The sequence below is a fragment of the Nostoc sp. genome (assembly GCF_036917155.1).
Taxonomy (GTDB): domain Bacteria; phylum Cyanobacteriota; class Cyanobacteriia; order Cyanobacteriales; family Nostocaceae; genus Nostoc.
Window position 1 is genome coordinate 36,329 of record NZ_JBALDZ010000238.1, and the last position, 26,184, is coordinate 62,512.

The 26,184-nt window shown below is 43.5% G+C and carries 15 protein-coding genes and 2 pseudogenes; 11 read left to right on the plus strand and 6 right to left on the minus strand.

Going from position 1 to position 26,184, the window contains the following annotated elements; genetic code table 11:
- Nucleotides 1-9 precede the first annotated feature (9 nt).
- From V7K67_RS32165 to V7K67_RS32185, 5 genes are all read left to right on the plus strand, one after another.
- Nucleotides 10-1,134, plus strand: a complete 1,125-nt coding sequence (locus V7K67_RS32165) for a glycosyltransferase family 4 protein (RefSeq protein WP_335170050.1) — start codon at nt 10-12, stop codon at nt 1,132-1,134.
- Between the two features lie 5 nt (nt 1,135-1,139).
- Nucleotides 1,140-1,808, plus strand: coding sequence for a class I SAM-dependent methyltransferase (locus V7K67_RS32170; protein WP_334732361.1), 669 nt, complete (start codon nt 1,140-1,142; stop codon nt 1,806-1,808).
- Nucleotides 1,809-1,814: 6 nt separating this feature from the next.
- A complete protein-coding gene (locus V7K67_RS32175; protein ID WP_334732362.1) occupies nt 1,815-2,459 on the plus strand; it encodes an acyltransferase in 645 nt (214 codons plus the stop codon).
- Nucleotides 2,460-2,737: 278 nt separating this feature from the next.
- Entirely contained in the window at nt 2,738-4,261 is a 1,524-nt protein-coding gene (locus V7K67_RS32180) for a lipopolysaccharide biosynthesis protein (RefSeq protein WP_335170052.1), read from the plus strand.
- Nucleotides 4,262-4,928: 667 nt separating this feature from the next.
- Nucleotides 4,929-7,016: a GumC family protein gene (locus V7K67_RS32185; RefSeq protein ID WP_334732364.1), complete on the plus strand. Its 2,088-nt coding sequence runs from the start codon at nt 4,929-4,931 to the stop codon at nt 7,014-7,016.
- 134 nt (nt 7,017-7,150) lie between these two features.
- On the opposite strand, the gene V7K67_RS32190 is transcribed toward V7K67_RS32185, so the two are convergent.
- Together V7K67_RS32190 and V7K67_RS32195 are read right to left on the minus strand one after the other, a co-directional pair.
- Entirely contained in the window at nt 7,151-8,272 is a 1,122-nt protein-coding gene (locus tag V7K67_RS32190; protein ID WP_334732365.1) for a hybrid sensor histidine kinase/response regulator, read from the minus strand.
- Nucleotides 8,273-8,857: 585 nt separating this feature from the next.
- Nucleotides 8,858-16,876 (minus strand): PAS domain S-box protein, encoded by an 8,019-nt coding sequence (locus tag V7K67_RS32195; RefSeq protein ID WP_335170055.1) that lies wholly within the window; start codon nt 16,874-16,876, stop codon nt 8,858-8,860.
- Between the two features lie 479 nt (nt 16,877-17,355).
- Here V7K67_RS32195 and V7K67_RS32200 point away from each other — a divergent pair, with 479 nt between their 5' ends.
- The 5 genes from V7K67_RS32200 (at nt 17,356) to V7K67_RS32220 (ending at nt 22,847) form a co-directional block, all read left to right on the plus strand.
- Nucleotides 17,356-19,410 (plus strand): sensor histidine kinase, encoded by a 2,055-nt coding sequence (locus V7K67_RS32200; RefSeq protein ID WP_334732367.1) that lies wholly within the window; start codon nt 17,356-17,358, stop codon nt 19,408-19,410.
- Between the two features lie 12 nt (nt 19,411-19,422).
- On the plus strand, nt 19,423-20,562 hold the full coding sequence (locus tag V7K67_RS32205; RefSeq protein ID WP_335170057.1) for a hybrid sensor histidine kinase/response regulator: 1,140 nt from the start codon (nt 19,423-19,425) through the stop codon (nt 20,560-20,562).
- 33 nt (nt 20,563-20,595) lie between these two features.
- Nucleotides 20,596-22,230, plus strand: a complete 1,635-nt coding sequence (locus V7K67_RS32210; protein ID WP_334732369.1) for a sensor histidine kinase — start codon at nt 20,596-20,598, stop codon at nt 22,228-22,230.
- 76 nt (nt 22,231-22,306) lie between these two features.
- On the plus strand, nt 22,307-22,507 hold the full coding sequence (locus tag V7K67_RS32215) for a hypothetical protein (RefSeq protein WP_334732370.1): 201 nt from the start codon (nt 22,307-22,309) through the stop codon (nt 22,505-22,507).
- Nucleotides 22,473-22,847: a hypothetical protein gene (locus V7K67_RS32220; protein WP_335170060.1), complete on the plus strand. Its 375-nt coding sequence runs from the start codon at nt 22,473-22,475 to the stop codon at nt 22,845-22,847. Before V7K67_RS32215 ends, V7K67_RS32220 begins: the two co-directional genes overlap by 35 nt.
- A 138-nt stretch (nt 22,848-22,985) precedes the next feature.
- On the opposite strand, the pseudogene V7K67_RS32225 reads toward V7K67_RS32220, so the two are convergent.
- Nucleotides 22,986-23,312, minus strand: a pseudogene (locus V7K67_RS32225) (IS66 family transposase); the annotation flags it as partial.
- Nucleotides 23,313-23,468: 156 nt separating this feature from the next.
- Nucleotides 23,469-23,825 (minus strand): annotated as a pseudogene (locus V7K67_RS34670) (hypothetical protein); the annotation flags it as partial.
- Here V7K67_RS34670 and V7K67_RS32230 point away from each other — a divergent pair.
- Complete coding sequence (locus V7K67_RS32230) at nt 23,792-24,070, plus strand: hypothetical protein (RefSeq protein ID WP_335170062.1); 279 nt, start codon at nt 23,792-23,794, stop codon at nt 24,068-24,070. The pseudogene V7K67_RS34670 and the gene V7K67_RS32230 sit on opposite strands and share 34 nt — an antisense overlap.
- 85 nt (nt 24,071-24,155) lie before the next feature.
- On the opposite strand, the gene V7K67_RS32235 is transcribed toward V7K67_RS32230, so the two are convergent.
- A complete protein-coding gene (locus V7K67_RS32235) occupies nt 24,156-24,299 on the minus strand; it encodes a hypothetical protein (protein ID WP_334731623.1) in 144 nt (47 codons plus the stop codon).
- A gap of 53 nt (nt 24,300-24,352) precedes the next feature.
- Entirely contained in the window at nt 24,353-26,092 is a 1,740-nt protein-coding gene (locus tag V7K67_RS32240) for a WD40 repeat domain-containing protein (RefSeq protein ID WP_442943983.1), read from the minus strand.
- Nucleotides 26,093-26,184: the final 92 nt, after the last annotated feature.

Consider the following 26,184-nt stretch of genomic DNA (forward strand, 5'->3'; position numbering starts at 1 on the left):
ATAAGGATTATGAAAGTTGCTTTCAACGCTAGACTCTTAAGCTCCCCTACACTTAGAGGTTGGAATCGTTATACTGTTAATCTTTTGCTTGAGTTATCTTCATTGCATATAAAGCTTTTTCTATATTCAGATCAGCCGTTGCATAAAAGCCATTTGGCAAAGTTACCAAAAGACAGTTACCAAATACGTATTGCTCCCGTTATGCCCTATGTTTACTGGGAGCAATATTGGTTGCCAAAGCAATGTGAAAAAGACAAGGTAGATATCCTACACTGTCCAATAAACTTTGGTCTTCCTTGGTCAAGTCCTTGTCCCCGTATACTAACGTTACATGATGTGATAGACCAAGTTTATTCTTGTCAAGATAGACCTTGGTATAAACAGTTTAGTTTGGCAAATATACAGACTAAAGCCTATCATTGGGTTGCCAGAAATAAGGCTGAGCATATTATTACTGTCAGTCAGCACTCAAAACAAGATATTATTAAATATTTACAGATTCCAGAAGGCAAAATTACAGTTATTTATGAAGCTGCCAGTTCAGGTTTTGAGCAGGCTTTAATTAAGGTAGAACGCTTACGAGTTCGTAGTAAATATCAATTACAACTTCCTTATATTTTCTATGTTGGTGGCTGGGAAGAACGTAAAAATATTCCCTTTTTGATTAATGCTTTTGCACAAGCTAATTTAGATAATGTAGATTTAGTACTTGCTGGTGGAAAAGACGAGCAGCATGATACATTATCGGAATTGGGTAAATCACTAGGTATTGCAGACAGATTAAAACTCTTAGGCTGGGTAAATGATGCAGATATTCCAGCACTTTATGCTGAGGCACTTTGTTTTGTGTATCCCAGTAAATACGAAGGATTTGGTCTGCAACTTTGTGAAGCAATGGTGGTTGGTTGTCCAGTTTTTGCAGCAAAAGCTACTTGCTTGCCAGAAGTTTTAGGCGATGGTGGCGAGACTTTTTCCATTTATGAGATTAAAGAATTAGTGAATTTGTTAAAACGATTAACAGGCGATAAATCTTATTACGATCATTTAGTGAATCAAGCCAAAAACCGCAGCCAGCATTTTAATTGGCAAATCACCGCTCGACAAACTGAACAAGTATATAAACAACTATTATAAGTAATATGCAACCGGATCTAGTTTATTTGAATTATTGGAAAAGAAAAGAATTACTACAATCAAAAACACCAAAATTTCCTCTACTTAGGTGGTGTTTTTCACAAGATCTTTGTGAAGTGGAGAAAGTTATTTTCAGTAAAATAAAAAACCAAAACACTGTTCTTGATATAGGAGCAGGAGACTTAAGAATCATGCAAAAAATTAAGCAAGCAGGTTATTCAAAGATTTATCATACACAAGATATAGGAGAAGAATTTAAATATACATATACAACTTTAGATGAAATAACATATCAATACTCAGCTATCTTATGTCTAGATGTGATCGAACACTTACAACTCAAAGAAGGTTTAAGTCTTATTCATAAACTGATTGATTTACTAGCTCCAGATGGTGTCTTATTTATACAAACTCCTAATGGACGTTGTATAAGAAGTCCATTGGCTTCAGACATGACTCATCTTCATTGTTACAATATCAATGATTTATGGGCTTATTTAACTTGTATAGGCTTGCAAGTTGAAGGATACAGAGTTGTTTTTGAAGCAGAAAGACAAACCTGGAAACAGCAATTTTTAAACTTGGTAACGAGATATATGATTACTCGTATTCTAGGTCTTGATTACGCTGATAATATAATTTTGATTGCTTATAAGCTAAATCTTACCCAATAGACTTCTATGGTATACCGTTTGATTTGTAGAGCCTCGGATGTTAATTGGATAGCACAATGGCATCTAAACCGTTGTGCAGGAAAAGCAGGTATGTTTATATGTCGAGGTAGAATTCAACTAAGTTTATCTTCAGATATTATTGTTCAGCCTTCTGACGAAGTTTGCTCTATCGGAATACCCTTATTAGGTGCATCGACTCCCAGAAATGATACCACTGTAATTGCTTGCCATTCTAACGCAATAATTGTCTTAAATGGAGCCATTATAGGACGGGGTGTAAAATTGAGTGTTGGACATTCCGCCAAACTGACAATAGGAAGTAATTCTTATATCACTGATGGCAGTAAAATAGCTGCCCAAAATTCAATTTATATTGGGAAAAACTGTGCCATATCCTTTGGAGTAAGCGTAATTGATGATGATGGGCATGGATTTGGCTTACCACCTTATTCAGACCCAATAGTAATTGCAGATAATGTATGGATTGGGTGTAATGTAACTGTTTTAAAGGGCGTGACAATTGGCGAGGGTTCAGTTGTTGCTGCTGGAGCAATTGTCAATAAATCTTGTCCACCTCATTCTTTGTTAGCTGGAGTTCCTGCACGAGTAGTTCGAGAAAATGTGTGGTGGACTGATAAATCTAGAATTTAAAATTTAATAATTTAGGCATTATAACAAGCCATTTTCTAACCCTCTCCTAAGAAACAAGGCAGGAGGCAGGAGGCAGAAGGGAAGAGGATTTGACTTGTTTCTTAGGAGAGGGCTAAGTAGGTAGGCACAATTCAACTTAACTGCGTAAAATTATGTAAAGCACCAAAAACACTTTGAATATAAGCTTTTAAGCGATTTACATCTCTTAATTTAGTTGTGTTTTTTAACGTCTACCTACTTAATTATTCCTAATATTCAATGGATTTAGTACAAGCCAAATGTATAGAACTCAACGCTCAGTAGTTAACTTTTTGACTGGACTTATGTTACAGGTGATAACACTGGGTGTAGGTTTAGTCAGCACACCCCTACTACTGAGTTGGCTAAAGGACGAGCGCTATGGAGCGTTTCGCGCTGCTAGTGATTGGGGAAATTATCTTCATCTCCTAGAACTGGGCATTAGTGGCTCATTGCTGGCACTGTTGGCTAAAGCAGTGAGTTTTGGCGATCGCCAACAAATCCGCCTGACACTAGCTACCGGTATCAGCACTTATCTACGAATTATGGGAATCATGGGGCTGCTAGGAGTTGTGCTGGGCTGTTTCATCACTCATCTAGTACCCGTCAAAGGAGTCTTAGTAGGCGAACTTCAAAAGGGCTATTGGTTGGGATTGATGAGTATTTTTTTACTGCCCTTGACCCCCTTTCGCTTCTTAGCAGATGCCAGCCAACGCAGTTATTTTGCCAACGCCTTCTTAGGATTTCAAAACCTCCTAATCACTGGTGTAGCATTACTCTTGGCAAGGGCTGGATTTGGCATTCCTGGGCAATATTTGGCTATTTTTTGGGGCAATATTTCTTTTCAATTATTAATGTGTTGGGAAGGACTGCGCCGCTATCCAGATGTTTTTACAGTTGTTGGCGATCGCAAATCTCAATTTCCGATTGAGAAACAACTTTGGCAATTGAACTGGCCTACATTGGTTTTAAATATTTCAGGCCAGTTTGGCTTGTTTACTGATAATATTATCATTTCCTACACTCTTGGTCCAGCAACCATTGTGCCGTTTTTTATTACCCAACGTCTGGCGATGCTGGCACAAACACAAATACAAGGCATTGGTAACGCTACTTGGGCTGCTCTTGCCGATCTCTATGCTAAAGGAGAACGAGAAAAGTTTAACGCCCGTTTGATTGAATTAACGCAGTTAGTAGCAGTGATGGGACTAGCTTTTATGGTGGCGATCGCGGCTTATAATTCTTACTTTATTCAGTTATGGGTTGGACAAGACCGTTTTGGTGGTACTGGCGTTACCTTGCTTGCTACCAGCAATGGATTTCTGCTAGGGCTTTTGTCCCTCTGGGGGTGGTGTTTTAGCGGTACTGGAAATGTGGCAAAAGTGATACCGCCTACTACACTTTCAGCATTAATAAATGTAGTCATCAGTATTGTCTGCACTTACTTGTTTGGGATGATAGGCCCTCTCCTAGGTACTTTTGTTGCTTTTGTGACTGTTAGCCTATGGTGGTTTCCCCTTTTACTTCGATCTGTTTTTGGTACATCATTGAGACAACTTTTTTTAGCAGTTGCTCGACCATTGGCAGTTGCTATTCCTTATGGTTTAGCAGTCTGGTGGATTGCCAGAAGCCACACCCCTTGGGGATGGTTTGGATTGGCTGCTGAAATAGGGTTGACTGAGCTCGTTTACATTGTCATGGTATGGTTACTAGTGTTCAATACATCAGAACGCTGCCAGTGGAACACTCGATTACGTATATTGTTTTCAATTATTCGTAGATAACTCTCCACCTCCTCCAATAATCTTCTTTTTCAAGATAAGGATAAGTCTGCTAAGGAATAAACATTGCGGGTCAGTAATATTCGCTACAAGGTCAAGATTACAGGATTTCCGCTCTTCTCTAGTAAGTTTTGCCACGCTAGGTTTTGGGCGAATATAATGACTCTGTTGGCGAATTGCGATCGCTATCCTCTAACTGTATATTTTATTTCTTGGAAGTCCCTTAGCAGATGAAAATAAGGTCAGAGAGGTATACACAGTGTCATATTTTACGACACATAACACAAACATTTTTTTCAGTGAAAATTCAGTATACGAGTTACTACAAGCCATCTACCCTTCAGGTATTGTAGACAAATAAATCCTTATACTCAGTATTTAAATTACTACTATTCAGTATTTTTACTAAATGTTTTTATTTATTATTCATGTAATATTGTTCTAGCTCCAACACTTGCTAAGTAATATAGTCTGTCTTACAGGCTGAAAGGGGGTGTGTTTGATTTTTTGTGATTACTTAATTCCAGCTTTTTAGGTTAGAAAGCGAAAACCTAGATATAGATTAGGTTAGAGGCGTGTAGTCCTAATGTAGCATTACGTTTTTTTAAAAGAGCTGCACCCAATTGATTTAGAAAAAGGAAAAGATTCAAACTAGTAACTAGTAAAAGACATGGAAGAACATTTACAATATTGGGCTATTCTTAAACGTCGGTGGTTACCTACCTCTATAGTTTTTACACTGCTTTTGGCATTGAGTATAGGTAAAACTGTAATAGAAACGCCAATTTATCAAGCAACAGGCCAGCTAGTCTTAAAAAAGAATTCTACCTCTTCGCTAACAGGAGTAGGCAACCAATTAGGACAGTTAGAGAGTTCTGTAAGTGGTAGACCTCTGGGAAATGAGGTTGCAGTTCTGCATTCTCTACCGATAGCAGAAAGGACTATAAATTTCCTCCACCTATCTCAAAATCCTTTGGCTTTCTTAAATGCTTTACAAGTGAAAAATATTGAAGCAACCGATATTTTAGAACTTTCATACGCAGATATAGACCCAAAAAAGGCTGCTTCTATTGTTAATACTTTAATGAAGATCTATATAGAAAATGATATCAATGCTAACCGCGCTCAAACTAGGTCTGCTAGAGACTTTATTGCCCAACAACTGCCACTGAGAAAAGCTAAATTACAAGCAGCTGAACAAACGCTGCAATACTTTAAACAGCAAAATAGAGTTTTAGATCTTAAAGCAGAAGCTGCATCAAGTGTTGGAATTCTTACCGATTTAGACAGACAAGTAGCTGCAACTAGATCAGATCTAGCATCTCAAACTGCACGGATGGAATCAATCAAGCAGTTGTTTGGTGTGAATTCGCAGCAAGCTGTAGTTGCTGGTTTTGTGGGTGAGTCTCCATCAACAACTTTGGTTCTTGGCCAATTGCAAGATATCCAACAAAAAATTGAAATTTTAAAGCTGCGTTTGACAGATAGCCACCCCACAGTGATTAACCTTAAGGAACAGGAAGTAGTTCTCAAAAAACAACTTCAGCAGAGGATAGAACAAAGTTTTATTGGTGGAGCAGGGCGTTTTAATCAGGGTAAAAGTCCCGAAAATATTGTACAACTTAGACCCCAGGGTTTACAACAAGGAATTCTTGGAAACTATGCCAACGCTGAGGCAGAACGTCTTAGCTTGCAAGTGCGACTAAAAGCTTTAAGTCAAGTTATCACGTCTTACAGACAAAGGGCTAATACCTTACCAAAGCTAGAGTTACAGCAGCGCCAGCTAGAGCGTGAGATAGCTGCAACTGAAGCTAGCTATCAAAATCTTCTAGCTCGTTATCAGGAACTTCTGGTGGCAGAAAATCTACAAGTAAGTAACGCTTTGATTGTGACACCTGCATTAATCCCAGGAGTGCCGATTAAGAATCGTCAATATATAAACTTGCTACAAGGTTTGATTGGTGGAATTTTCTTAAGTGGATCCACTGCTTTTATTTTGGAGAAATTTGACAAAACTGTCAAAAACTCGAAATCAGCTAAAGACTTATTGGGGTATAACTTACTGGGTTATATTCCACCATTTAACAATAGTAATCTCATTCCAGAAGTAATTGTAAAGAACAAGCCTGATTCCCCAGTCAGCGAAGCTTTTCGGATGTTACAAACTAATCTGAGAGTTTTTAATTCAGAGCAACTGATAAAAGTTATTGTGGTATCGAGTGCTGTACCTAAAGAAGGTAAATCAACAATTGCTGCCAACCTAGCTGTTTCAATATCTCAACTAGGACGTAAGGTATTGCTGGTAGATGCAGATTTGCGTAATCCTAGTCAACACAAAATCTGGGAGATCCAAAATGAAGTTGGCTTAAGCCATGTTCTCAAAAGCCAGTCGAATTTAGAGCGGGCTGTTATTGAAGTTGCACCTAGCTTAGACGTTTTAACTGCTGGTGAACTAAATCATAACCCAGCTGGGCTGCTCGATTCTAGCCAAATGGCTATATTTGTGGCACAAATCGCGCAAAAATATGATTTTACTATCATTGATAGTCCTCCTTTAACATTAGCTGCTGATGCGACGATTTTAGGCAAACTTGCAAATGGAATTTTGTTTGTAGTTCGTCCAGGAATAGCTGATTCCAATAGTGTTTCTTTATCTAAAGAACTATTGGACAAGGCTGACCAAAATGTTTTAGGTATAGTGATTAATGGTGTCAAGGCTAGCCAGCAATACTCAAGTTACACAATGAGTAGCGTTTGAGTATGGCAATATTTGTATTTACAAATATGTAGTACATTCGCCAACAGTATCCGTATCTCGGCTCAATACCTAATATTAATTTTATTGCTTGGACTATGGAAAAATCTAATCTTAAACTGAGGGACCGGCCAGTTTCAAAAATAAGGGTGTTTTGCTCCCGGAGGGAGGCTGCTGATTTTTATTAAGATGACTGACCCTTGGGGCTGATTATCTTCCACTGAGATCCTACCGCCATGAGCTTCGATCGCCATCTGACAAAATGCCAACCCTAAGCCAACTTGATGAATGTCTTCCATCAGAGTACCAATTTCATACTTTTCAAAGACTCGTTGCTTCAGGTCGTCAGCGATTCCAACACCCATATCAATCACTCGAATCTGGGTTATTAGGTCGTCTAAATAATTGATTTGCACTGTAACTTGACTTTTTGACGGAGAAAATTTAATCGCATTTAACAATAAATTGTCTAAAACTCGACGCATCACAAGCTTATCGGCGCAAATGGGTCTTTCGAGTTCTGGGAGGTCGGGAATCATCTGAATCATTTTCTGCCCTGCGATCGCTTGCATATCACTGATACAAGTATTAACAAGGCGACTCAGCTCAATTTCCTCAAGATTCAGGATCATTTTTCCTGACTCTATTTTTGCCATTAGCAGTAGGCTTTCGGTGAGTGATCGCAACTGTTGTTCCGCTATTTTTATGCGATTGATCCGAGTTTGATATTGATCGGGCAACTTTGCTCGATCCAGCATTTCACAGGACAGAAGAATGCTGGACAGCGGATTACGCAAATCATGCACAATCATATTTGCCATGTCCGATCGCAGTTGCAGAGAGGCTTTGAGGGCATCATACTGTTGCTTAATGCGGAGCATCGAGCCAATTCTGGCGCGTAACTCTACTGCACTTACAGGCTTACTCAGAAAATCATCGGCTCCAGCTTGGAGGCAACGAGCTAAATCTTCTTTCGCATTCAATGCAGTGACCATAACGATCGGAATATGCTTCCAATTTGGATTAGCCTTGATGCGACAGCACACCTCAATGCCATCTAACTCTGGCATCATCACATCAAGCAAAATCACATCAGGCTGACTCTTTTTTAGCCGTTCTAAGGCACTAATACCACTGGATGCATATCCCAAACGATAGCCACAATTGTACAGAATGCCGCTGATGACTTCAAAGTTATCGGGTTCGTCATCCACTAACAGAATCGTCAGTTCTTGATTGACTATTTCAAATTCACTCATGATACTGTTGGCGAATGCAACACATACTTGTATTTTGAAGTATTACGTAAGTTTACACCTTTATCTATAGTTGCGGCTTCTAGTTGTAACACTTTTGTTTATCGATTTGTAACACTTCTTACCGAGCTATCCGCGCCGAGAAAGCCCCTAAATTCTATGTGCGTCGTGCAGATGGTTATTATTGCCAGTTTTGCATTGATTCTGACCGAATAGAAAATCGATTTCCAACCAATAAAACAGTTGGCTTGGATGGTGGTGAGATTGTCAAAAAATCTCTTAGCACTAGAACTCATTCATGTCCCCATTGCGGAACAGTGTTACCTGGATTTCTCACCACATCTCATTAATTAAATAAGTAATGAGTAATAAGTAACAAGTAATGAGTAATAAGTAAGATTCATTACTCATTACTCATTACTCATTACTCATTACTTCACCCGCGAAGGGAGCAGGGGAGCTTGTGAGAAATGCGGGTTTAGGGATGGGGTAGATGTCAAAACAGTATCCACTCATCTACGAACAACCGTCAAACACACCGAGCAAAGATAACTTTTAAACTCTCCCCTCACTATCAGACATATTCAGTTACGATAGATGGAGATATTTCTTCATCACGTTGACGAGATGGATGGGACTGATGGGTTTGGTCAAATAATCATTCGCTCCAGCAGCTAAACACTGTTCTTTATCCCCTGACATAGCTAAAGCCGTTACCGCCAGGATGGGAATGGGCTTGTCTTGCTCCTGCAATCGAATTTGGCGAATCGCTTCTAGTCCATTCATATCTGGCATTTGAATATCCATCAAAATCAAGTTGAAGGATTGCGTCTGGGTGAGATTAATCGCTTGCAAACCATTGTGGGCAACTACAATATTAAACCCTTTCAATTCTAAATAGGCTTTTAGCGTCTCAATGTTATCCAGGTTATCGTCTACCAGTAGAACGACAGGTTTCTCTGCTATATTCTTTGTTTCTACAGGTAAGAATTCTGAAGCAATTTGGGCAACAGCAGGGGTGCGATCGAGAGGCTTGTCTGAGTTGGGCGGGTTGACGTGTTTCCAGGGAAGCACCACTGTAAATTGGCTGCCCTGACCGATAGTGCTGCGAACCGTCACGGAACCTTTGTGTAGCTCGATAATGCGTCGGACTAAGGCTAAACCTAACCCCGTACCAGCATAACGCCGAGACAAATTGCTATCGATTTGAACAAACGGCTGAAACAGCTTATCAATGTTTTCTGGAGCAATCCCAATGCCAGTATCGATCGCACTGAAGCTCAATGTTTGTTCTGCTGCATTGCCTTGCACTTTTAATATGACAGCACCACCGTTGGGTGTAAACTTGACGGCATTGGCGAGCAGGTTGATCAATACCTGCCGGATAAGTCGTTCATCTAACTCGATGTAAGTCAGATCGGGAGACAGTTCAAGGGTAAAACTAATTTGCTTTTTGAAGGCTTGCTGTTGAATAAAAGGAATTGTGCTTCGACAAAGTTGCTGAACTGAAACGGTTGTCATTTGTAGATATAGCTTGCCGGATTCGATTTTGGCTAGATCGAGAATGTCATTAATTAGCTCTAATAAATGCTGACCGTTGGTTTGAATTGTGGTTAAGGCGTGGTGTTGTTGCTCGGTTAAATTGCCATAGGTTCTTTCTTGCAAGACTTCAGACAGTCCCAGGATGGAGTTCAGAGGGGTACGAAGTTCGTGGCTCATGTTTGCCAGAAATTCGTCTTTCAGGCGGGTCGCTCGTGCGAGTTCCGCATTGGCAATAGTCAGTCGTTCATTAATCTTCCGAAGTTTTTCCTCAGTCTGTTTGATTTCTGTGACATCAAAAATAATGCCAACAATATGCAACGCTTGTCCAATGTCGTCGGTTACGGTGCTGCCTTGCTCAAGCAAATATCGTTTTTCTTGGGTTGCGGGGATCTGAATGCAATATTCGACCTGAAAGGGCTGTTGATTGACGATCGCGGCTTGAATTACTTCGATAACGCGATCGCGGTCTTCTGGCACAATTAGCGAGTTGACTGGGCAGAGAGTGCCTTGATTGGCGATATCTATCGGTTCAAGCTGGAATAACGTCGTTAAGGGATCGTTAAAAAAGACAAATGTATTATGTTGATCGGGATACAGCTTGTAGACAATTCCCGGTAGGTTTTCAGCTAAGGTGCGATAGGAAAGCTCGCTTGCTTGCAGATCGATCTCAGTTTGCTTGCGGTAGCTGATATCTCGGATCGCGGCTAGAAAGGCTTTATGATCCTGCCAGGTAATTTCCTCAACGCGCACTTCAACTGTAGTCATCCTGCCAGTGGGATGCGGAATCTCCATTTCAAACGTCTTTTGGAGCGTAATGGAAATTCCCAAATCTGCACTCTGGTAATCTGGCTTTTGGCAATTGAAAATTCGATCGGCAGCCGGATTGCTGAAAAGAATCTGTCCTTGGGAATTCAGAATCAGGATGCCATCAACTGTCTTAGAAATGATTTCTTTGAGGCGCTTTTCGCTGTTTTGCAGTTGTTGCTCAATATGCTTGCGATCGCTAATGTCTTCCACCACCGCCAAGTCACCAATGAGTGTACCCGCAGCATTATACAGCATCGATACTGTAAGACTAACCCATTGTAGCCGACGATCTTTGCGGATATAGCGGATTTCAGGGGTTATCGATGCCAACTCACCGTGATGTAAATGAGCCAACTCACCTTGGATTACTTCCAGATATTCTAGATGGATCAAGTCTTGCCAAGACATATCCAGTAGCTCAGATTGAGTGTAGCCAGTCAGTTCACAAAAGCGTTGATTGACTTGGATATAGCGTCCTGATAAGTCACATTGGCTAATGCCGACAGCTGCCTGTTCAAACAAAGCCCGATAGCGCACCTCACTCTCACTCAATGCTGCTGTGCGTCGAGCAATTCTGGCTTCTAGCTCCTGGTTAAGCTCTTGTAGTGCCAGCTCTGCCTGTTTGCGATCACTCTCATCTGTGCCAATTGCCGTTACAACCCAGCAGCCATCGCTTTCGTTCCAGCGAGATGTCAGCGTATCTAAAACCCATCGAGTTGAGCCATCTCGATGATGAAAGCGATACTCAAACGTGGTTTCTATCTCTGCTTTAATCGCCGCCAGCATCGGCTCCTGGATGATTGCCCAATCTTCTGCGACAATTCCCGATAACCAGAGTTCCGCCAGAAATTCGTCTGGTTTATAGCCAAAGATTCGTTCCGATCCCCTAGAATGATACTCAGTTTCCCAAACACCATTTGGATAATATCGAAAATGCCCAATTGACGCGCCTGCACTGTTCAACATATCGTTCAGTTTTGCCTCTGAAGCTTGCAGAGCCAGTTCGGCTTGTTTGCGATCTTGTATATCTTGAATTACACCAATGCAATAATTTATGTTTCCATCGGCATCACGAACTGAAGCCACCGTAATGTTGCACCAGCGTAACTCTCCGTTTTTGTGAAGCACACATTTTTCCAGCGAAAAGGAATCAATCTTTTTGGTGAAAAGCTGTTGCCAGTAGTCTAAATAGAACTTTAAAACATCTGGTCTGGGTATGAGGCTCTGGAAGTTTAGCCCCAGCATTTCTGCTTCCGTATAGCCTAATTGGTCGCAAATACGGCGATTAGCCTGCAAAAATCGACCTGCCACATCCATTTCCACAATTCCCACTGCTGCCTGCTCAAACACAGCACGGAAACGGGCTTCGCTTTGTTTCCGTGCGATTTCTGCGCGTTTAAAGTCATCGATATCGGTAATTGTGCCGACCCAGCCTGTAATTGCTCCTGCTAAGTTTTGGATTGGCACTCCCCGTGCCAGAAACCAGTGGTATAGTCCTTGATGATCGCGGACACGATATTCGATCTGAAATAACTGGCCTGTTGTAATAGCTTGTCCCCATTGCTGGAGGGTGCGATCGCGCTCATCGGGATGAATTGCTGCGGCTCCACCCAATCCCATTGCCTCAGCTTCACTTTGCCCCGTGTAGTCATACCAGCGTTGGTTGAAGTAGTGAACGGCACCTGTTTCATCTGCCAACCAGACCATCTGGGGCATTGCTTCTGTCAGATCGCGGTAGCGTTGTTCGCTCTCTTGCAGGGCTTGTTCAGAGTATTTGCGCTCGGTGATGTCAGTGATGGTGCCGATATAGCCAGTCAGGTTGCCAGCGATATTAGTTTCTGCGATCGCCAAACCGATCAGCCAGTACACCTTTCCATCTGGTCGCTGAAAGCGATACTCCATTAAAAAGGGAGTATGGGACTGGGTAGCTCTTTGCCAGTTGACAAAGACCCAATGGTGGTCTTCAGGGTGCAGCGCTCGCGTCCACCCCATGCCCATTGCCTCCTGGAAAGACAGTCCTGCTAGTTGACACCAGCGCGAATTCACATAGTTACATTCTCCGCTCGGATCGGTGTGGAAAATGCCAACTGGCGATAGTTCCGCCAAGTTTAGATAACGCCGTTCGCTTGCTTGCAGCGCTAGCTCGGCTTGTTTGCGATCGCTTATATCTGTGAGGATGCCAAACCAAATAATACTGCCATCTTCTTCCTGAGAGGGAATAGAATGTCCTAAAATCCACTTCAAAACGCCGCTAGGAGTTCTGATGCGAAACTCCACCTCCCATGCTTCGAGGGTTACAGCCGAGCGATCGACGGAAGCACTGATTTGTGCTATATCTTCTGGTAAAATCAGATCCCACACGATTTGCGTATCGTTAAGGATTTCCTCTGCCGTATATTCATACAAATCCACAATACGTTCGCTCATAAATATGAAGCCTTCTGACCCATCCGGCAAGCGGCGATATTTATGGACGGCTCCAGGCACAGTATTAGTAACCTGACGCAGCATTTGCTCGCTTGTTTGCAAAGCAACTTCGGCTTGTTTTTGTTCAGTAATGTCTGTATTGGTGCCAAACCAGCGCAACACCCTACCCTGTTCATCTCGGATGGGAATAGCACGAGAGAGAAACCAGCGGTACTGCCCATCTCGACCGCGTAAGGGAAAGGTATCTTCCCAGATTTCGCCTGTTTCAAAGCAGCGGCTAATTTTCTTGACTACCCGATCAACATAATCGGGGTGATGTACCTGCTGCCATCCCCAGCCCTGCATTTCTGCCAGTGTTGTGCCTGTGTAGTCAAACCAGCGCTGGTTATACCATTCAATCGAACCGTGTTCGTCGGTTATCCAGGCAAACTGAGAAATGTTGTCTGCCAAGGTACGGAATCGGGCTTCGCTTTCCCTCAGTTCTTGTTGTGCCTGGACGAGTTCGGTTACGTCCATCACGGATACGCCAACGCCGATTACTTCCCCATTGGGTAAACAAACGGGATAATGATTGGAGATGGCGCTGCGAAATGCACCCGGTCTGACCTCACCGCTAAACTCCAGATTCAAAACTGGCACTTGGGTTTCCATAACCTGGAGCAGCATGGGAGCAAACTGAGATGCCATTTCCGGCAAAACTTCCCATAAGGTGCGTCCCAAATGCTCACTTAACGGCAGGTCGTTGATTTTGGCTAAGGCCTCGTTACCATAGAGGTAGCGCAGTTCCCGATCGAACAGGGTTAGCCCAACTGGAGAGGCTGCGATAAATGCCTGAAGCAGAGCTTCGCTGCGCTGGCGTTCTAGCTCGGCTTGTTTGCGATCGCTAATATCGGTGAGAATGCCACACCAGACAATACTGCCATCCTCTTCCTGAGAGGGGATAGAATGTCCTAAAATCCACTTCAAGACGCCGCTGGCAGTTCGGATGCGAAACTCCGCCGTCCAAGGGGTAAGCATTGCAGCAGATTGGTCAATCAAATCCCGCACCCTCTCTCCATCCTCTGGAACGAGCAGATGCCAAAGCACTTGGGAGTCGTTGAGGATTTCCTCTGGGGTGCGATCGCAAAGCTTAATAATACCTTGGCTAATAAATCGAAAACTTTTCGTTCCATCCACAGAACGGCAATAGGTATAAACCACTCCTGGAACTGTATTGACCACCTGGCGCAAGGTTTCTTCACTAGCTTGTAGAGCAGTTGCCATTGCTTTCCGTTCTGTGATATCTGCGATCGCTCCCACCATGCGAATCGGCTTGCCAGTTTGATCGCGGATTGCCTCTCCACGAGAACGACACCAAATATACTCACCTGATTGCTTACGTCTACGAAATTCTACTTCATAGGGCAAATGGTCTTCTAGGTGGCCTTTTAGGGCTAATTGCATCAGATCGCGATCGTCGGGATGGATCTCTTCCCTAAGCACCTTATAAGCAAACTTGGAGGCGTTTTCAGCTGGGAGTGGGTAGCCTAAAAATTCCCAATAGCGATCGCTGGCAATGATGCGATCGCTGACAAGATCCCAATCCCACACTCCTTCGCCGATACCCCGAATAGCGAGTTGATAGCGTTCTTGGACTGCGCTTAATTCCAGCTCCAGTTTTTTTTGCTCAGTAATATCGATGTTGACCCCAGCAAGACGGTAAATCTCTCCGGCTTCGTTGCGAATCGGAAAGCTGCGGTTCCAGATCCAGCGAATGGAGTTATCGGGACGGATAATCCGATAGGCAAAGGAGCAAACCTTTTTCCCTTCACAAGTTTGCTGGTTAAACGCGACTACGCCATCGCGATCGTCTGGATGAATAAAATCGAGCCAAGCTTGAGGATTGTCATAGGTTTGCGGCAACGGCGTTTGGTAAAGATATTCCCAGGCTAGGCTGGCATAAATCATCTGCTTACCATCGAGGGATTTGAGAAAAAACACATCCTGACTGTGGTCAAAAATTTGTCGGAGTTGGGCTTCGCTTTCTCTGAGGGCAGTTTCTAGCTGCGTGCGTTCGGCTTCTAACCTTTTCCTCTCGTTAATATCAGTGACATACCCGATAATCTGAGTTAAGTTGCCGTTAGCATCTGCAAAAAACTGTGCCTGAGCTTCAATCCAGATGTAATGGCCAGCCTGATGTTGCCACCGATATTGCAAGTAGAGATGTCCCTGATGTTCAAAATACTCTGCGGCGGCCGTTTGCACCCGCTTCTCATCCTCTGGATGAATGCTGGCAAACCAATCGGCTGATGTCTGGGGCATTTCAGAGGCGCTATAGCCAAACACTTGATCGGCATTGATGCCCCACCTCACGCGATCGGAGGATGTATCCCATTCATACAGCACTTGCTTAGTGGCTAGCTGGGCAGCATGATGGCGGTTTTGCCACTCTAGCAAGACGTTGATATAGGCGGCTTGTCTAGCTTCAGCTTGCTTCTTTTGGGTGATATTGCGCGCCACGCACAAAAACGACGTGACGGTTTCATCCATATCATATTCTGGAACGACACGGGTTTGAAACCAGATGGAGCGCGAGTGAAGGCAAAGTTGATATTCAATCGTTTGTTCTTCGCGGGTTGCTGCTACTCGTTGAGTGAGAGTTTGCCACTCAGCAAAGTGTTCTAGGGCAAAGGTGGCAGCGAGCAGTGGTTGACCAATCAGCGCTTCCGGCGCGTAGCCCAACTCCACCTCAACAGCGGCGTTGAGATAGAGGTAGTGTAAGTCTCGATCGAGCCGAAAAATCACGTCAGGGGAACGATCTAGCAATGCGGTAAGCTCTTGTCGCTGTTGCTGGAATTGGGTCGCCGTTTCGCTGTGTTGAATGGCGATCGCTACCTGAATGGCAAGTTGTTCTAAAAATGTGACCTCGGTCGGTTGCCAATCACGCGGCACAGCCGATTCACTGGCGCTAACCAGTCCCCAAAATTGGTTGTTAACGATCGCCGGCACTAGAATTTTGGCTCTAATCTGCAAATGCTCCAATAACTCAACATGGCAGGGGGTCATCTCTGCTGTATAAATATCGGGAACCACTCGCACTCGTCCTTGGCCATATCGATCTGCCCAATCTGAAGCAAAGCAAGGATCGTAAATCGCTTCACTGACAAAGGAGCGTTGACCAGCGGCGAGGGACTCTGCTACTACCTGGAACTGCCCATTTTCCAAAAAGTGATAAATCGACACGCGATCGCAGCCCAAAAACTGCCGCACTTCAGACACCGTGGCATCAAGTGTTTCCGCCAAACTCAGCGAAGCCCGAATCCGCGTTGAGACTGCCATTAAAAGCTGCGATCGCTCTGTCTGAAGTTTCAAAGCGGCGATTGATGCCTCATCTGGCCGATCGGGTTCTACAGGTTGCAGCAAACGGCATAAACTTTCGTAGGTCAGCAGCCCTAGCAACTGCCCATTGTCGTCTAATATCGGCAAGTGCTGAATCTGGTGTTTTTGTAAGAGGTTCAGGGCAACCTCAGGATTAGTTAACTCAGATTGCCGTAAAGCGATCGCTGGTGGTTCAATCACCTCTGCTAAAGTGACTCCAGCGAGCGATCGCCCACTGGCAACTAGGCGTGTCACCACTCGTTCGCTGAACAGTCCCACCAGTTGGTTTTCACTGATTACAGCTAAACAGCCTGTGCAGTCGTTAGCGCCCATACCGGGATCAAAGTTGCCAGAACTGGAGTTCAAAAGTGCGATCGCCTCTGTCACCAGCACATCTGGCGTAACGGTGATGGGGGATGGTGCGATCGTGTTTTCTAAGGCTTGCCTTAGCAGAAATGAGTGGGGCAAGAACATAAACCTTTCCAGCCGCAATAGTGGGATCGGAAACATTGAGTGATTCAGGGTAAAACCAGAACACCACTCAGAGATTGCTCTAACAATTAAGTCTAGTCTATTCTCCAAAAGTACTTTCTTGACTTATACTGAAAACATCTGATTGCTTGACGTTTGCTGAGGCAAAGAAAACTTTGGTTGTTAATTTTTTACCGGGTTTAAAAGTCAAGCTACAAGCTGCTTTTAGTATAGGACAATTTATTTTTCAGGTTGCTTTTGGGTCAGTTTCTCAGTACTTCTACGAAAACAGTATTTAGCATTTAGTAATTTCCCCATTGCTAGTAAAAACTTCCTGTTGATGCACTTAAGTAAACAAGGCAGTAAAAGCCAAATCCATTAGAGATTAAGGGATTATTCTCTTTTACAAGCAATCGTCTGGGCCTAACTTTAAAGAGTAGAGTTTTAAATTCAACTCCACTCTCATTGTTCAGGCTTTAACTATGACGGCAACCTACGATATTCGCCTTGTAATCCTTTCATTCTGCATTTCTGTCTTTGCTGCTTATACAGCACTCGACCTAGCAGGACGAATCGTGGCAGCTCGTAATCTGGCACGTCTTTTTTGGCTGGCTGGAGGTGCGGCGGCAATGGGCATTGGAATTTGGTCAATGCACTTTATTGCGATGCTGGCTTACCAGCTTCCTACACCAGTTTTTTACGATCTGCCTGTGGTGCTTTCGTCCCTGATGGTGGCGATCGTCGCATCAGGAGGGGCATTGTTTATTACCAGTTACCGAGATACAACCTTCAATCTGGTCATAGGTGGAATTTTCCTGGGAAGTGGAGTTGGGGCAATGCACTACAGTGGTATGGCAGCCATGAGACTTGAGGCAACAGCTCACTATAATTTGCTGTTTATTATTGCTTCGATTCTCTTTGCCCTATGTGCTTCGATCATCGCTCTCTGGCTGACATTCCGAATTAAAGGGGAAACAAATCCAATTGGCAAATTGCGAAAAACCAGTAGTAGCCTCATTATGGGGACTGCAATCTGCGGAATGCACTATACGGCAATGAAGGCTGTCTGCTTTCATCCAACGGCTGAGACATCGATCGAGAGTTCTAGCAACCTAATAGATGTATCTAGTCTGGCTACTGCAATTGGTGCTGCAACGATAGTCATCTTAATCCTGGCATTAATTGCGTCATTTGTCGCCCAACAAGTCAGTATCAAAATGGCAACGATAGAGAAAAGCGAAGAACGATTTCGCTCTCTGTTCCAAAATGTTTCTAATATCATTGCCACACTTGAAGGCAATGGACAAGTTACCTATGTTAGTCCCTCTATCACCAACATCCTGGGATGCAGTCCAGAGGGTTGGATGGCAGAAAACCTTACCACACTGGTGCATCCTGACGACCAATTTGTAGTCGAAAATCTCTTCTGCTACACCTTTGACAATCCAGCCCTTGATGTTACCGCAGAATTTCGTTTGCATCATGCAGATGGCTGCTGGCGAGACTTTGAGGTAATTGTCAAAAACCTTTTAGATGAGCCAAATGTAGCGGGCATTGTGCTTACCTGTCGAGATATCACCGAGCGAAAACAAGCAGAAGCCGATATGCGTAAAGCACTGGAGAAAGAGCGAGAACTAAATGAATTGAAGTCGCGCTTTATCTCAATGGCTTCTCACGAGTTTCGTACCCCCCTGGCGGTTGTGTCGTCTTCCATTGGTATCCTAGAAGATTATGGACACCGCCTCAATCCAGCCCAAAGCCAAAAGCAGTTTCAGCATGTCCAAAAGTCGATCAATCATATCACCCAACTACTAGACGATGTGTTGATGATCAATCGAGCAGACCTTAACGGGCTGGAGTTTCAGCCAGCACCCGTCAATATCGTGCAATTTTGTCACAATTTAGTGGAGGAAATGCAGATCAGCGCCCCTCAACACATAATTAATCTGTCCATTATCGATGAGCGTAAATCAGTTAGTCGTAGCTGGTTCTATCTGACTTTGTGTTTGGCTCTGAAAATAGCGAGGCATTCGAGTCAAGCTCTCTGCGCTCCTGGGCTACTCTTTAATCCCTATGCTCCCCTCTCTAAAGATCCGCTACTTCGACATAAAATCCGTCAGCATCAAAATCGTAATAACCCTCAACTGGATGAGAAATTACTTCAAAGAATTCTGTCTAACTTGCTAACGAATGCAGTCAAGTATTCCGAGCCAGGAAGCACAATCTACTTCAAATTGGTTTTGCAATCAGAAAGTGTTGCCTTTCATATTCAAGATCGAGGCATTGGCATTCCCGTTGAAGACCAAGCCCTTTTATTTGAGTCGTTTCACCGCGCCAAGAATGTAGGACGTATACCCGGTACTGGTTTGGGGCTGGCGATCGTCCGCAAATGTGTCGATATACATGGTGGTGAGATCAAGGTAGATAGTCATGTAGGAATTGGCACAACTTTCACGGTTACGCTTCCCCTGAAGCAAACCAGAAAGAGTTATGAAACCGAGAACGAACCGATCAAACACCTTGTTTTAGCAGCATAAGGAGAAATAATCGTGCAATCTACTATCAAAAAGATTCTAGTTGTGGAAGATGAACCTCAAGTTCGGGAGAATATTCTCTCAATTTTGGGGTTTGAAGGGTTTTATCGAACTGCGGCTGAGAATGGCTTGATTGGCTTACAAAGAGCAAAAGAAGAGATGCCAGATTTGATTATTTGCGATGTCATGATGCCTGAATTGAATGGCTATGAGTTTATCGAATCGCTCCGTCAAGACCCGCAAATGGCAAGCATTCCCGTCATTTTTCTCACCGCCAAAGCCGATAGAACTGACTTCCGGCAGGGAATGGAATTGGGTGCGGATGACTATCTAACCAAACCCTTTACTCCCTCTGAACTCCGGCGGGCAATTGAGGTTCAGTTCAAAAAGCAAACGATCATTGCTCAAAAGAATCAGGTGAAATTTCAGCAGCTTTGCAACACGATTACAGTGTCATTACCCCATGAACTGCATACGCCTTTGCAAAGTATTATTGCATTACCACAGTTATTAATGGAAGAATGGGACTTTACACCGGATACTGAGAAATTAGAAATGATGGAGACAGTTTATACATGTGGCAAACGGCTTTATGGCTTGACCCAAAACTTTTTGCTCTATGCCAAACTGGAAGTAACCATATCCGATGCAGAAAAAGTTGCTGGTATCCGAGAATATGCGCCTCATACCTTTCTTAAAATGATGGTTGAAGAGACTGCATATCAGGAAGCCGAGAATGCACAGCGAACACTAGATTTAGAGATCGATCTACAAGATGAAGCTGTACAGATTTCATCTGCGAGTCTCAAGAAAGTTATCCAAGAATTGATTAACAATGCTTTCAGATTTTCTCAGTTTGGTTCTAAAGTCAGTGTCATTGGCGTTCCTAGCAATAACCTTTATTCGCTCTATGTGATCGATTACGGTCGTGGTATGACCTCTGAGCAAATTGCGAATCTAGGTGCTTATATGCAGTTTAATCATAAGTCGTATGAACAGAATGGTGCTGGGTTAGGGCTAATTACTTCTAAGCGCTTAATTGAATTGTATGGAGGAGAGTTCACCATCGAGAGTATACCTGGCAAACAGACTATTGTTCGGATTGCATTGCCAAGGCCAGTCACTTCTCAAGATGATGAGCCAGGCAAAAATTGAATCACATTCAAGAAGTTGAGAAGAGGCTTCAAGATGCTAAATTTACTTCATCCCCTTTTGAATTCAAACGGCTTTATTCCACATGGACATTGCTATCTTTGGAAACCAGCATTGGTCTGGCTGCATATACTTGCTGATAGTGTAATTGCATTGTCCTACTTCTCTATTCCCTGCTTGCTTGTCTACTTTGTCTCTAAACGACGCGACATTCCATTTAACTGGATATTTCTGATGTTTGGTGCTTTCATTATTGCCTGTGGCACCGGACACCTGATGGATATCTGGACATTATGGTATCCGACTTACTGGTTGTCAGGTTTAGTTAAAGCCTTGACAGCCCTTATTTCAATGTATACAGCTTTGGAACTCATTCCTTTGATTCCTAAGGCGCTAGCGTTACCTAGTCCGGCTCAGTTAGAAGCAGCAAACCGAGATCTGGAACAAGCTCTCAAACAGTTGCAGCAGACACAATCTCAACTGATTCAAACTGAGATTAAACTGGCTAAAACCGAGATATTACAGCAAAGCGAAGAGCGATTTCGCTCGTTGCTACAAAATGCATCGAATATCATCGCCACATTAGGAACAGGTGGACGAGTCGTTTATGTTAGCCCTTCTTTGACGCATATTCTGGGATATCAGCCAGAAAGTTGGATTGCGAAAAATCTTCCTGAGTTAGTCCACCCAGACGATGGCCTTTATGCAGAAGCTCTGCTTTGTCAAGCCTTTGATAATCCATCTCAAAAAACAATAGTAGAATTTCGTTTGCATCATGCGGATGGTTCCTGGCATGACTTTGAGGCGATCGCTAAAAATCTCCTAGATGAGCCAAATGTAGCGGGCATTGTGATCACCTGTCGAGATGTCACCGAGCGAAAACAAGCAGAAGCTGATGTCCGTAAAGCACTGGAGAAAGAACGAGAACTAAATGAATTAAAGTCGCGCTTTATTTCAATGGCATCTCATGAGTTTCGTACCCCTCTGGCGGTCGTATCTTCTTCTATTGGTATCCTAGAAGATTATGGAGATCGCCTCAATGCAGCCCAAAGCCAAAAGCAGTTTCAGCATGTCCAAAAGTCGATCAATCATATCACCCAATTACTAGACGATGTGTTGATGATTAACCGAGTAGAAGCTGGGAAACTCGAATTCATGCCAACTCCAATCGATGTCATGCAGTTTTGCCATAGTCTAGTGGAAGAAATACAACTCAGTGCCCCTTGCCATCAGATTACGCTGTTTATTACCGATGAACGGGACGCAGCCAGCAAAAGTCATGCTCAACTCGACAAGAAGTTACTCCAATCTATTTTGACTAACTTGTTGTCGAATGCTGTCAAGTATTCGTTTGCAGGAAGCACAATTGACTTCCACCTAATTTGTCAAAATGAAAAGACGATCTTTAAAATTCAAGATAAAGGTATTGGGATTCCCGATGACGATCAAGACCACTTGTTTAAGACCTTTCATCGGGCTAAGAATGTAGGGAATATTCCCGGAACAGGGTTAGGGCTTTCGATCGTCAAGAGATGTATTGACCTGCATAGTGGTGAAATACAGGTACATAGTCAAGTAAATATGGGTACAACCTTCACTATTACAATCCCCACAAATCAAATGGAACTCATAGCTGGCAAACTGCTCCCGTCGTTACTATGCTCACATTGAGGGCTAGTAGTTTGCCAAGGTAACTTTGCTCCCGTAAAACCTCTAATTGGTAAAATAGCCAAAAATGGGGTGTAACATGGCGAAAAAGTACATTGTTGACTTGGATGAAAATGAAGTTTCTCAACTGCAATCGATAATTAAGAAAGGTAAGCATAAGGCAAGAACCATAACCCGTGCAAACATTCTTCTGATGGCAAATGATAGAGAAACGGATCAAGCGATCGCTAGCACAGTTAGAGCGCATGTTGCGACTGCCACCAGAGCCGGAGCAGCCTGAACGTTATGATTTTGAGTATAAACGTAACGGGACAATGACCGACACGCCTGAGTATTTCCCTAGCAGACTAGACCGACTTGAACAAATAGTATTGGGCCTTGCTGAAAGACAATCCAATACTCAACAGCAATTAGACTCACTTACCGAAAATGTAAATCGTGTATTAGCCAGAAGTGCAATTTTAGATGATGTACTACTTGAGTTACGCGATAGCCACGAAATACATCAACGTAACTTTGAAGAACATCAACGTAATTTTGACGAAAATCAACGCACTACAAACGCAGCACTACAAAGCCTTGAGGCTATCTTGCTACAGTTGACTCGAAATCATTCTTGAAGCGCGATCGCGTTGCTTCGACCGCCGAAGACGAGCGCATGGGGGTAAATTTTGAGCAATTAACTTCACTAAAAGCGATTGTCTCTTGCCATTAGTGCTGACCTTGGATCGTATCAACACTCTTCATCCTTCAGCCACTCGCACTGCCCGTTCCGCATCATTATTATCTGGTTTCACCTCTGGATGGGACAGAAAAGTAAACCAATCTGACCAATGCTTGCGGAAACGATTGGCTAAATTCTGGGCATCGGCAGCCCATCCTTTGGCGGGTGGATGATTCAGCACATCTACCAGTTGAGCTTCAACCCTGATGCGGTGCTGTCCTAATTGCTCCAAAGTGAGTTCACCAGTGTGAAAAGCTCGGTGTGCGAGTCTGGCACTATGGAGAATGGGAAAAACCTGTTGGGCAAACTGTCGATTGGCAGCCAAGTGAGAGGCTTCCATTGCTTTTAATTCTCTTTCAACGGCCTCTGATATTCGTTCACTTGTACTGGTTGGCTCACCAACTCGGCAATCTGCGATCGCTTGTAGTGATGGCCCCCCGCCTTTAGTGTCAAGGTCAACAACTAGGGGGTTGATGCCGAATGGTGATTCCATATTGGTACGTTCCATAATTCTCTGCACCACATCAGTGACGATCCTGGCACTGGGAACTTTACCACCAGCCTTCTGTACTGCCCGTTGCCAAACTTCAACCTGCTGCTGGGGTTCTAGCTGTGCCAGAGGGCGCACTTGTCCTTCATTAGTTGGCAGGATTCGTGAGGGGTTAGGTCGAGTTTTATCCGCCTCTTCGTTTTGGGAACAATTTGTTCCCGTTTCATCCACTCCCTCATTTTGGGAACAATTTGTTCCCATCGCTATGTTGTCAAATACTACAGAACCAGCTATTAAATAATTGACTCGGCGATGGGTGTATCCAAATCTATCACGACAATACTCCTCAAATGTGCGATGAGTGGATCTGTATAATCTGCGATCGCTTCATCTGCACTCACTACAAAGATGGCTCATTACCTGTGCAGGAAGAAGAAGCAACACCCCCCACAACTGAAAACCAAATTATGGTGCATATCTTCAACGAGTGCCAGAATTATAGGTTTGAAATTCTCGATGATGGCATTTACAACAACAACGGCGTGATGCTGGAGTTTGAAGACGCAAGCCCAGACAAATTTGCTCAACTGGTGACAGATGTGCCGCAGTGGACTGAATGGATGGCGTGATTTGCCCCTGTTACAGACCAGTTGACTGTTAATCCATTGAACATCATTTGAGTCTTGTAAACAGTCATAATATCTATTGCTTCATTTATTGACTTAATTTTGGAAGCCGAGCTAATTCTGAAACTTCAGAGTCTGGCGAAATTTCCGATACTTGGGCAGTGTTAACCTTTAAAGAACGCGGTAATTCCCGAATTACAGCCATCGTTAATGGATCTTCCTGTTTTTGCACAGTAAATTGGATTAAAGAATCAAATTAATCTGCATTATGCATATTTAATTTATTTAAAAACCTTCTGTTATAGCTCCTAGTGCCAAAAGTGACGATCGCACAGATTCCGTCAAACCAACGACCCCTGTAATATTCATGCCTTCATAAGGTCTAGGAGTTCTGAGAATTTTCACACATTCACCTGTTTCGACATTCCATAAGCGGATGGTCTGGTCTTCACTGCTGCTAGCAAGAATTGGACTTTTAACCGGAGAATGGATAAATGCGATCGCAAAAATCCATCGTGTGTGTCCAATCAATACTCTCAAGCACTTCCCAGTTTTCATATCCCAAATTCTCACGGTTTGGTCGGTTCCTCCGCTTGCCAGCAGACAACCATCAGGACTGGCAGCACTGATCACAGCATCAGTATGTCCTTCCAAAGTTCTTAGACATTGGCAAGTCTTGAAATCCCAAATTTTGATGGTTGCATCTTGACTGCTACTGTGCAAGGTTTGCCCATCTGGACTAAATTTAGCCGACCACACACCGTTTGTGTGCCCACGAAAAGTTTTCAAGCATTCCCCTGTAGCAACATCCCAAGCTCGAATTAGGGAATCTGCACAGCAACTAATTAGCATCTTGCCATCAGGACTATAAACAAGTGATGAGACAATATTAGTGTGATTACATAACACACCCAGGCAAACACCTGTCTTGACATCCCAAATCCGTACCTGCTTGTCGCTACCAGTGCTGGCTAAGGTTTGTCCATCGGGACTGTAGGTAACTGAAAGTAGCCAATTTGTATGACCCCGCAAGACTTGCAGGCAATTTCCTGTCTCTATGTCCCAAATTCTCACTGTTTCATCTGCACCGCCACTGGCAATGGTATTACCTTGGGGATGAAAAGCTACGGTTCGTACCCAATTAGTATGACCAGTAAAGGTTTTGACACATTTACCAGTATGAATATCCCATAATTTAACTGTTTGGTCTTCACCACTGGCTAAGACGTGGCTGCGGTCATTTTCATCAAGTGGAGAGGTCGCTAATGCCCACACACCACTACCATGTCCGCGAAAAGTTCGGAAACACTGTCCTGTATGAATATTCCAGAACTTAACAGTTTGGTTGTCATCACTGGCAATCAAGGTTTTTCCATCTGGAGTGAATGTCAGCGATCGCACTGTGTGGGTGTGCCCTGACAAAGTTTTCACACATTCTCCAGTGTGAATGTCCCACAAGCGAATTGTTGTATCAGCACTGCCACTTGCTAGCGTTTGACCATCAGTACTACAAGCTACACACCAGACATGGCCTGTATGACCGTGGAGAGTTTGCAAACACTGCATTGCTTCTAAATCCCAAATCCTCACAGTGCCATCAGCGCTACCACTTACCAGCATCTTATCATCGGCATTAAATGCTACAGACCACACAATACCCGTATGTGCTTGAAGTGTTTTCTGGCACTCACCTGTATTGAGATGCCAAAGTTTGATAGTATGGTCGGCGCTACCACTTGCTAAAGTTTGACCATCTTTACTCAGAGCGATCGCCCAGATCCAATCTGTGTGTCCTTCAAGACTTTTCAGACATTCCCCTGTCTGAATATCCCATAATTTAACCGTTTGATCCATACCACCACTGGCAAGGACTGAATAGTTTTCTTGCCGAGCCTGGGCTACAGACCAAACAAAGCCTGTGTGCATCCTGAATACTTGTAGGCATTGACCTGTGAGATCCCATTGTTTAACAGTTTGGTCATCACTGCCACTAAATAAGGTTTGTCCATCGGCACTAAATACAATCCCTAGCTATCTAATTGGTATACAAAGCAGGTAAGCTGATATTACACCTACCATCGGTAAAAAATTAGTGATAGTAAAGTTGCCTCGCCATC

Excerpts from the sequence above, each read along its gene's own strand:
- V7K67_RS32165 (WP_335170050.1), top strand. The coding sequence starts at position 10 with ATGAAAGTTGCTTTCAACGCTAGACTCTTAAGCTCCCCTACACTTAGA.
- V7K67_RS32170 (WP_334732361.1), top strand. The coding sequence starts at position 1,140 with ATGCAACCGGATCTAGTTTATTTGAATTATTGGAAAAGAAAAGAATTA.
- V7K67_RS32175 (WP_334732362.1), top strand. The coding sequence starts at position 1,815 with ATGGTATACCGTTTGATTTGTAGAGCCTCGGATGTTAATTGGATAGCA.
- V7K67_RS32180 (WP_335170052.1), top strand. The coding sequence starts at position 2,738 with ATGTATAGAACTCAACGCTCAGTAGTTAACTTTTTGACTGGACTTATG.
- V7K67_RS32185 (WP_334732364.1), top strand. The coding sequence starts at position 4,929 with ATGGAAGAACATTTACAATATTGGGCTATTCTTAAACGTCGGTGGTTA.
- V7K67_RS32190 (WP_334732365.1), bottom strand. The coding sequence starts at position 8,272 with ATGAGTGAATTTGAAATAGTCAATCAAGAACTGACGATTCTGTTAGTG.
- V7K67_RS32195 (WP_335170055.1), bottom strand. The coding sequence starts at position 16,876 with ATGTTCTTGCCCCACTCATTTCTGCTAAGGCAAGCCTTAGAAAACACG.
- V7K67_RS32200 (WP_334732367.1), top strand. The coding sequence starts at position 17,356 with ATGACGGCAACCTACGATATTCGCCTTGTAATCCTTTCATTCTGCATT.
- V7K67_RS32210 (WP_334732369.1), top strand. The coding sequence starts at position 20,596 with ATGCTAAATTTACTTCATCCCCTTTTGAATTCAAACGGCTTTATTCCA.
- V7K67_RS32215 (WP_334732370.1), top strand. The coding sequence starts at position 22,307 with ATGGCGAAAAAGTACATTGTTGACTTGGATGAAAATGAAGTTTCTCAA.
- V7K67_RS32220 (WP_335170060.1), top strand. The coding sequence starts at position 22,473 with ATGTTGCGACTGCCACCAGAGCCGGAGCAGCCTGAACGTTATGATTTT.
- V7K67_RS32230 (WP_335170062.1), top strand. The coding sequence starts at position 23,792 with ATGTGCGATGAGTGGATCTGTATAATCTGCGATCGCTTCATCTGCACT.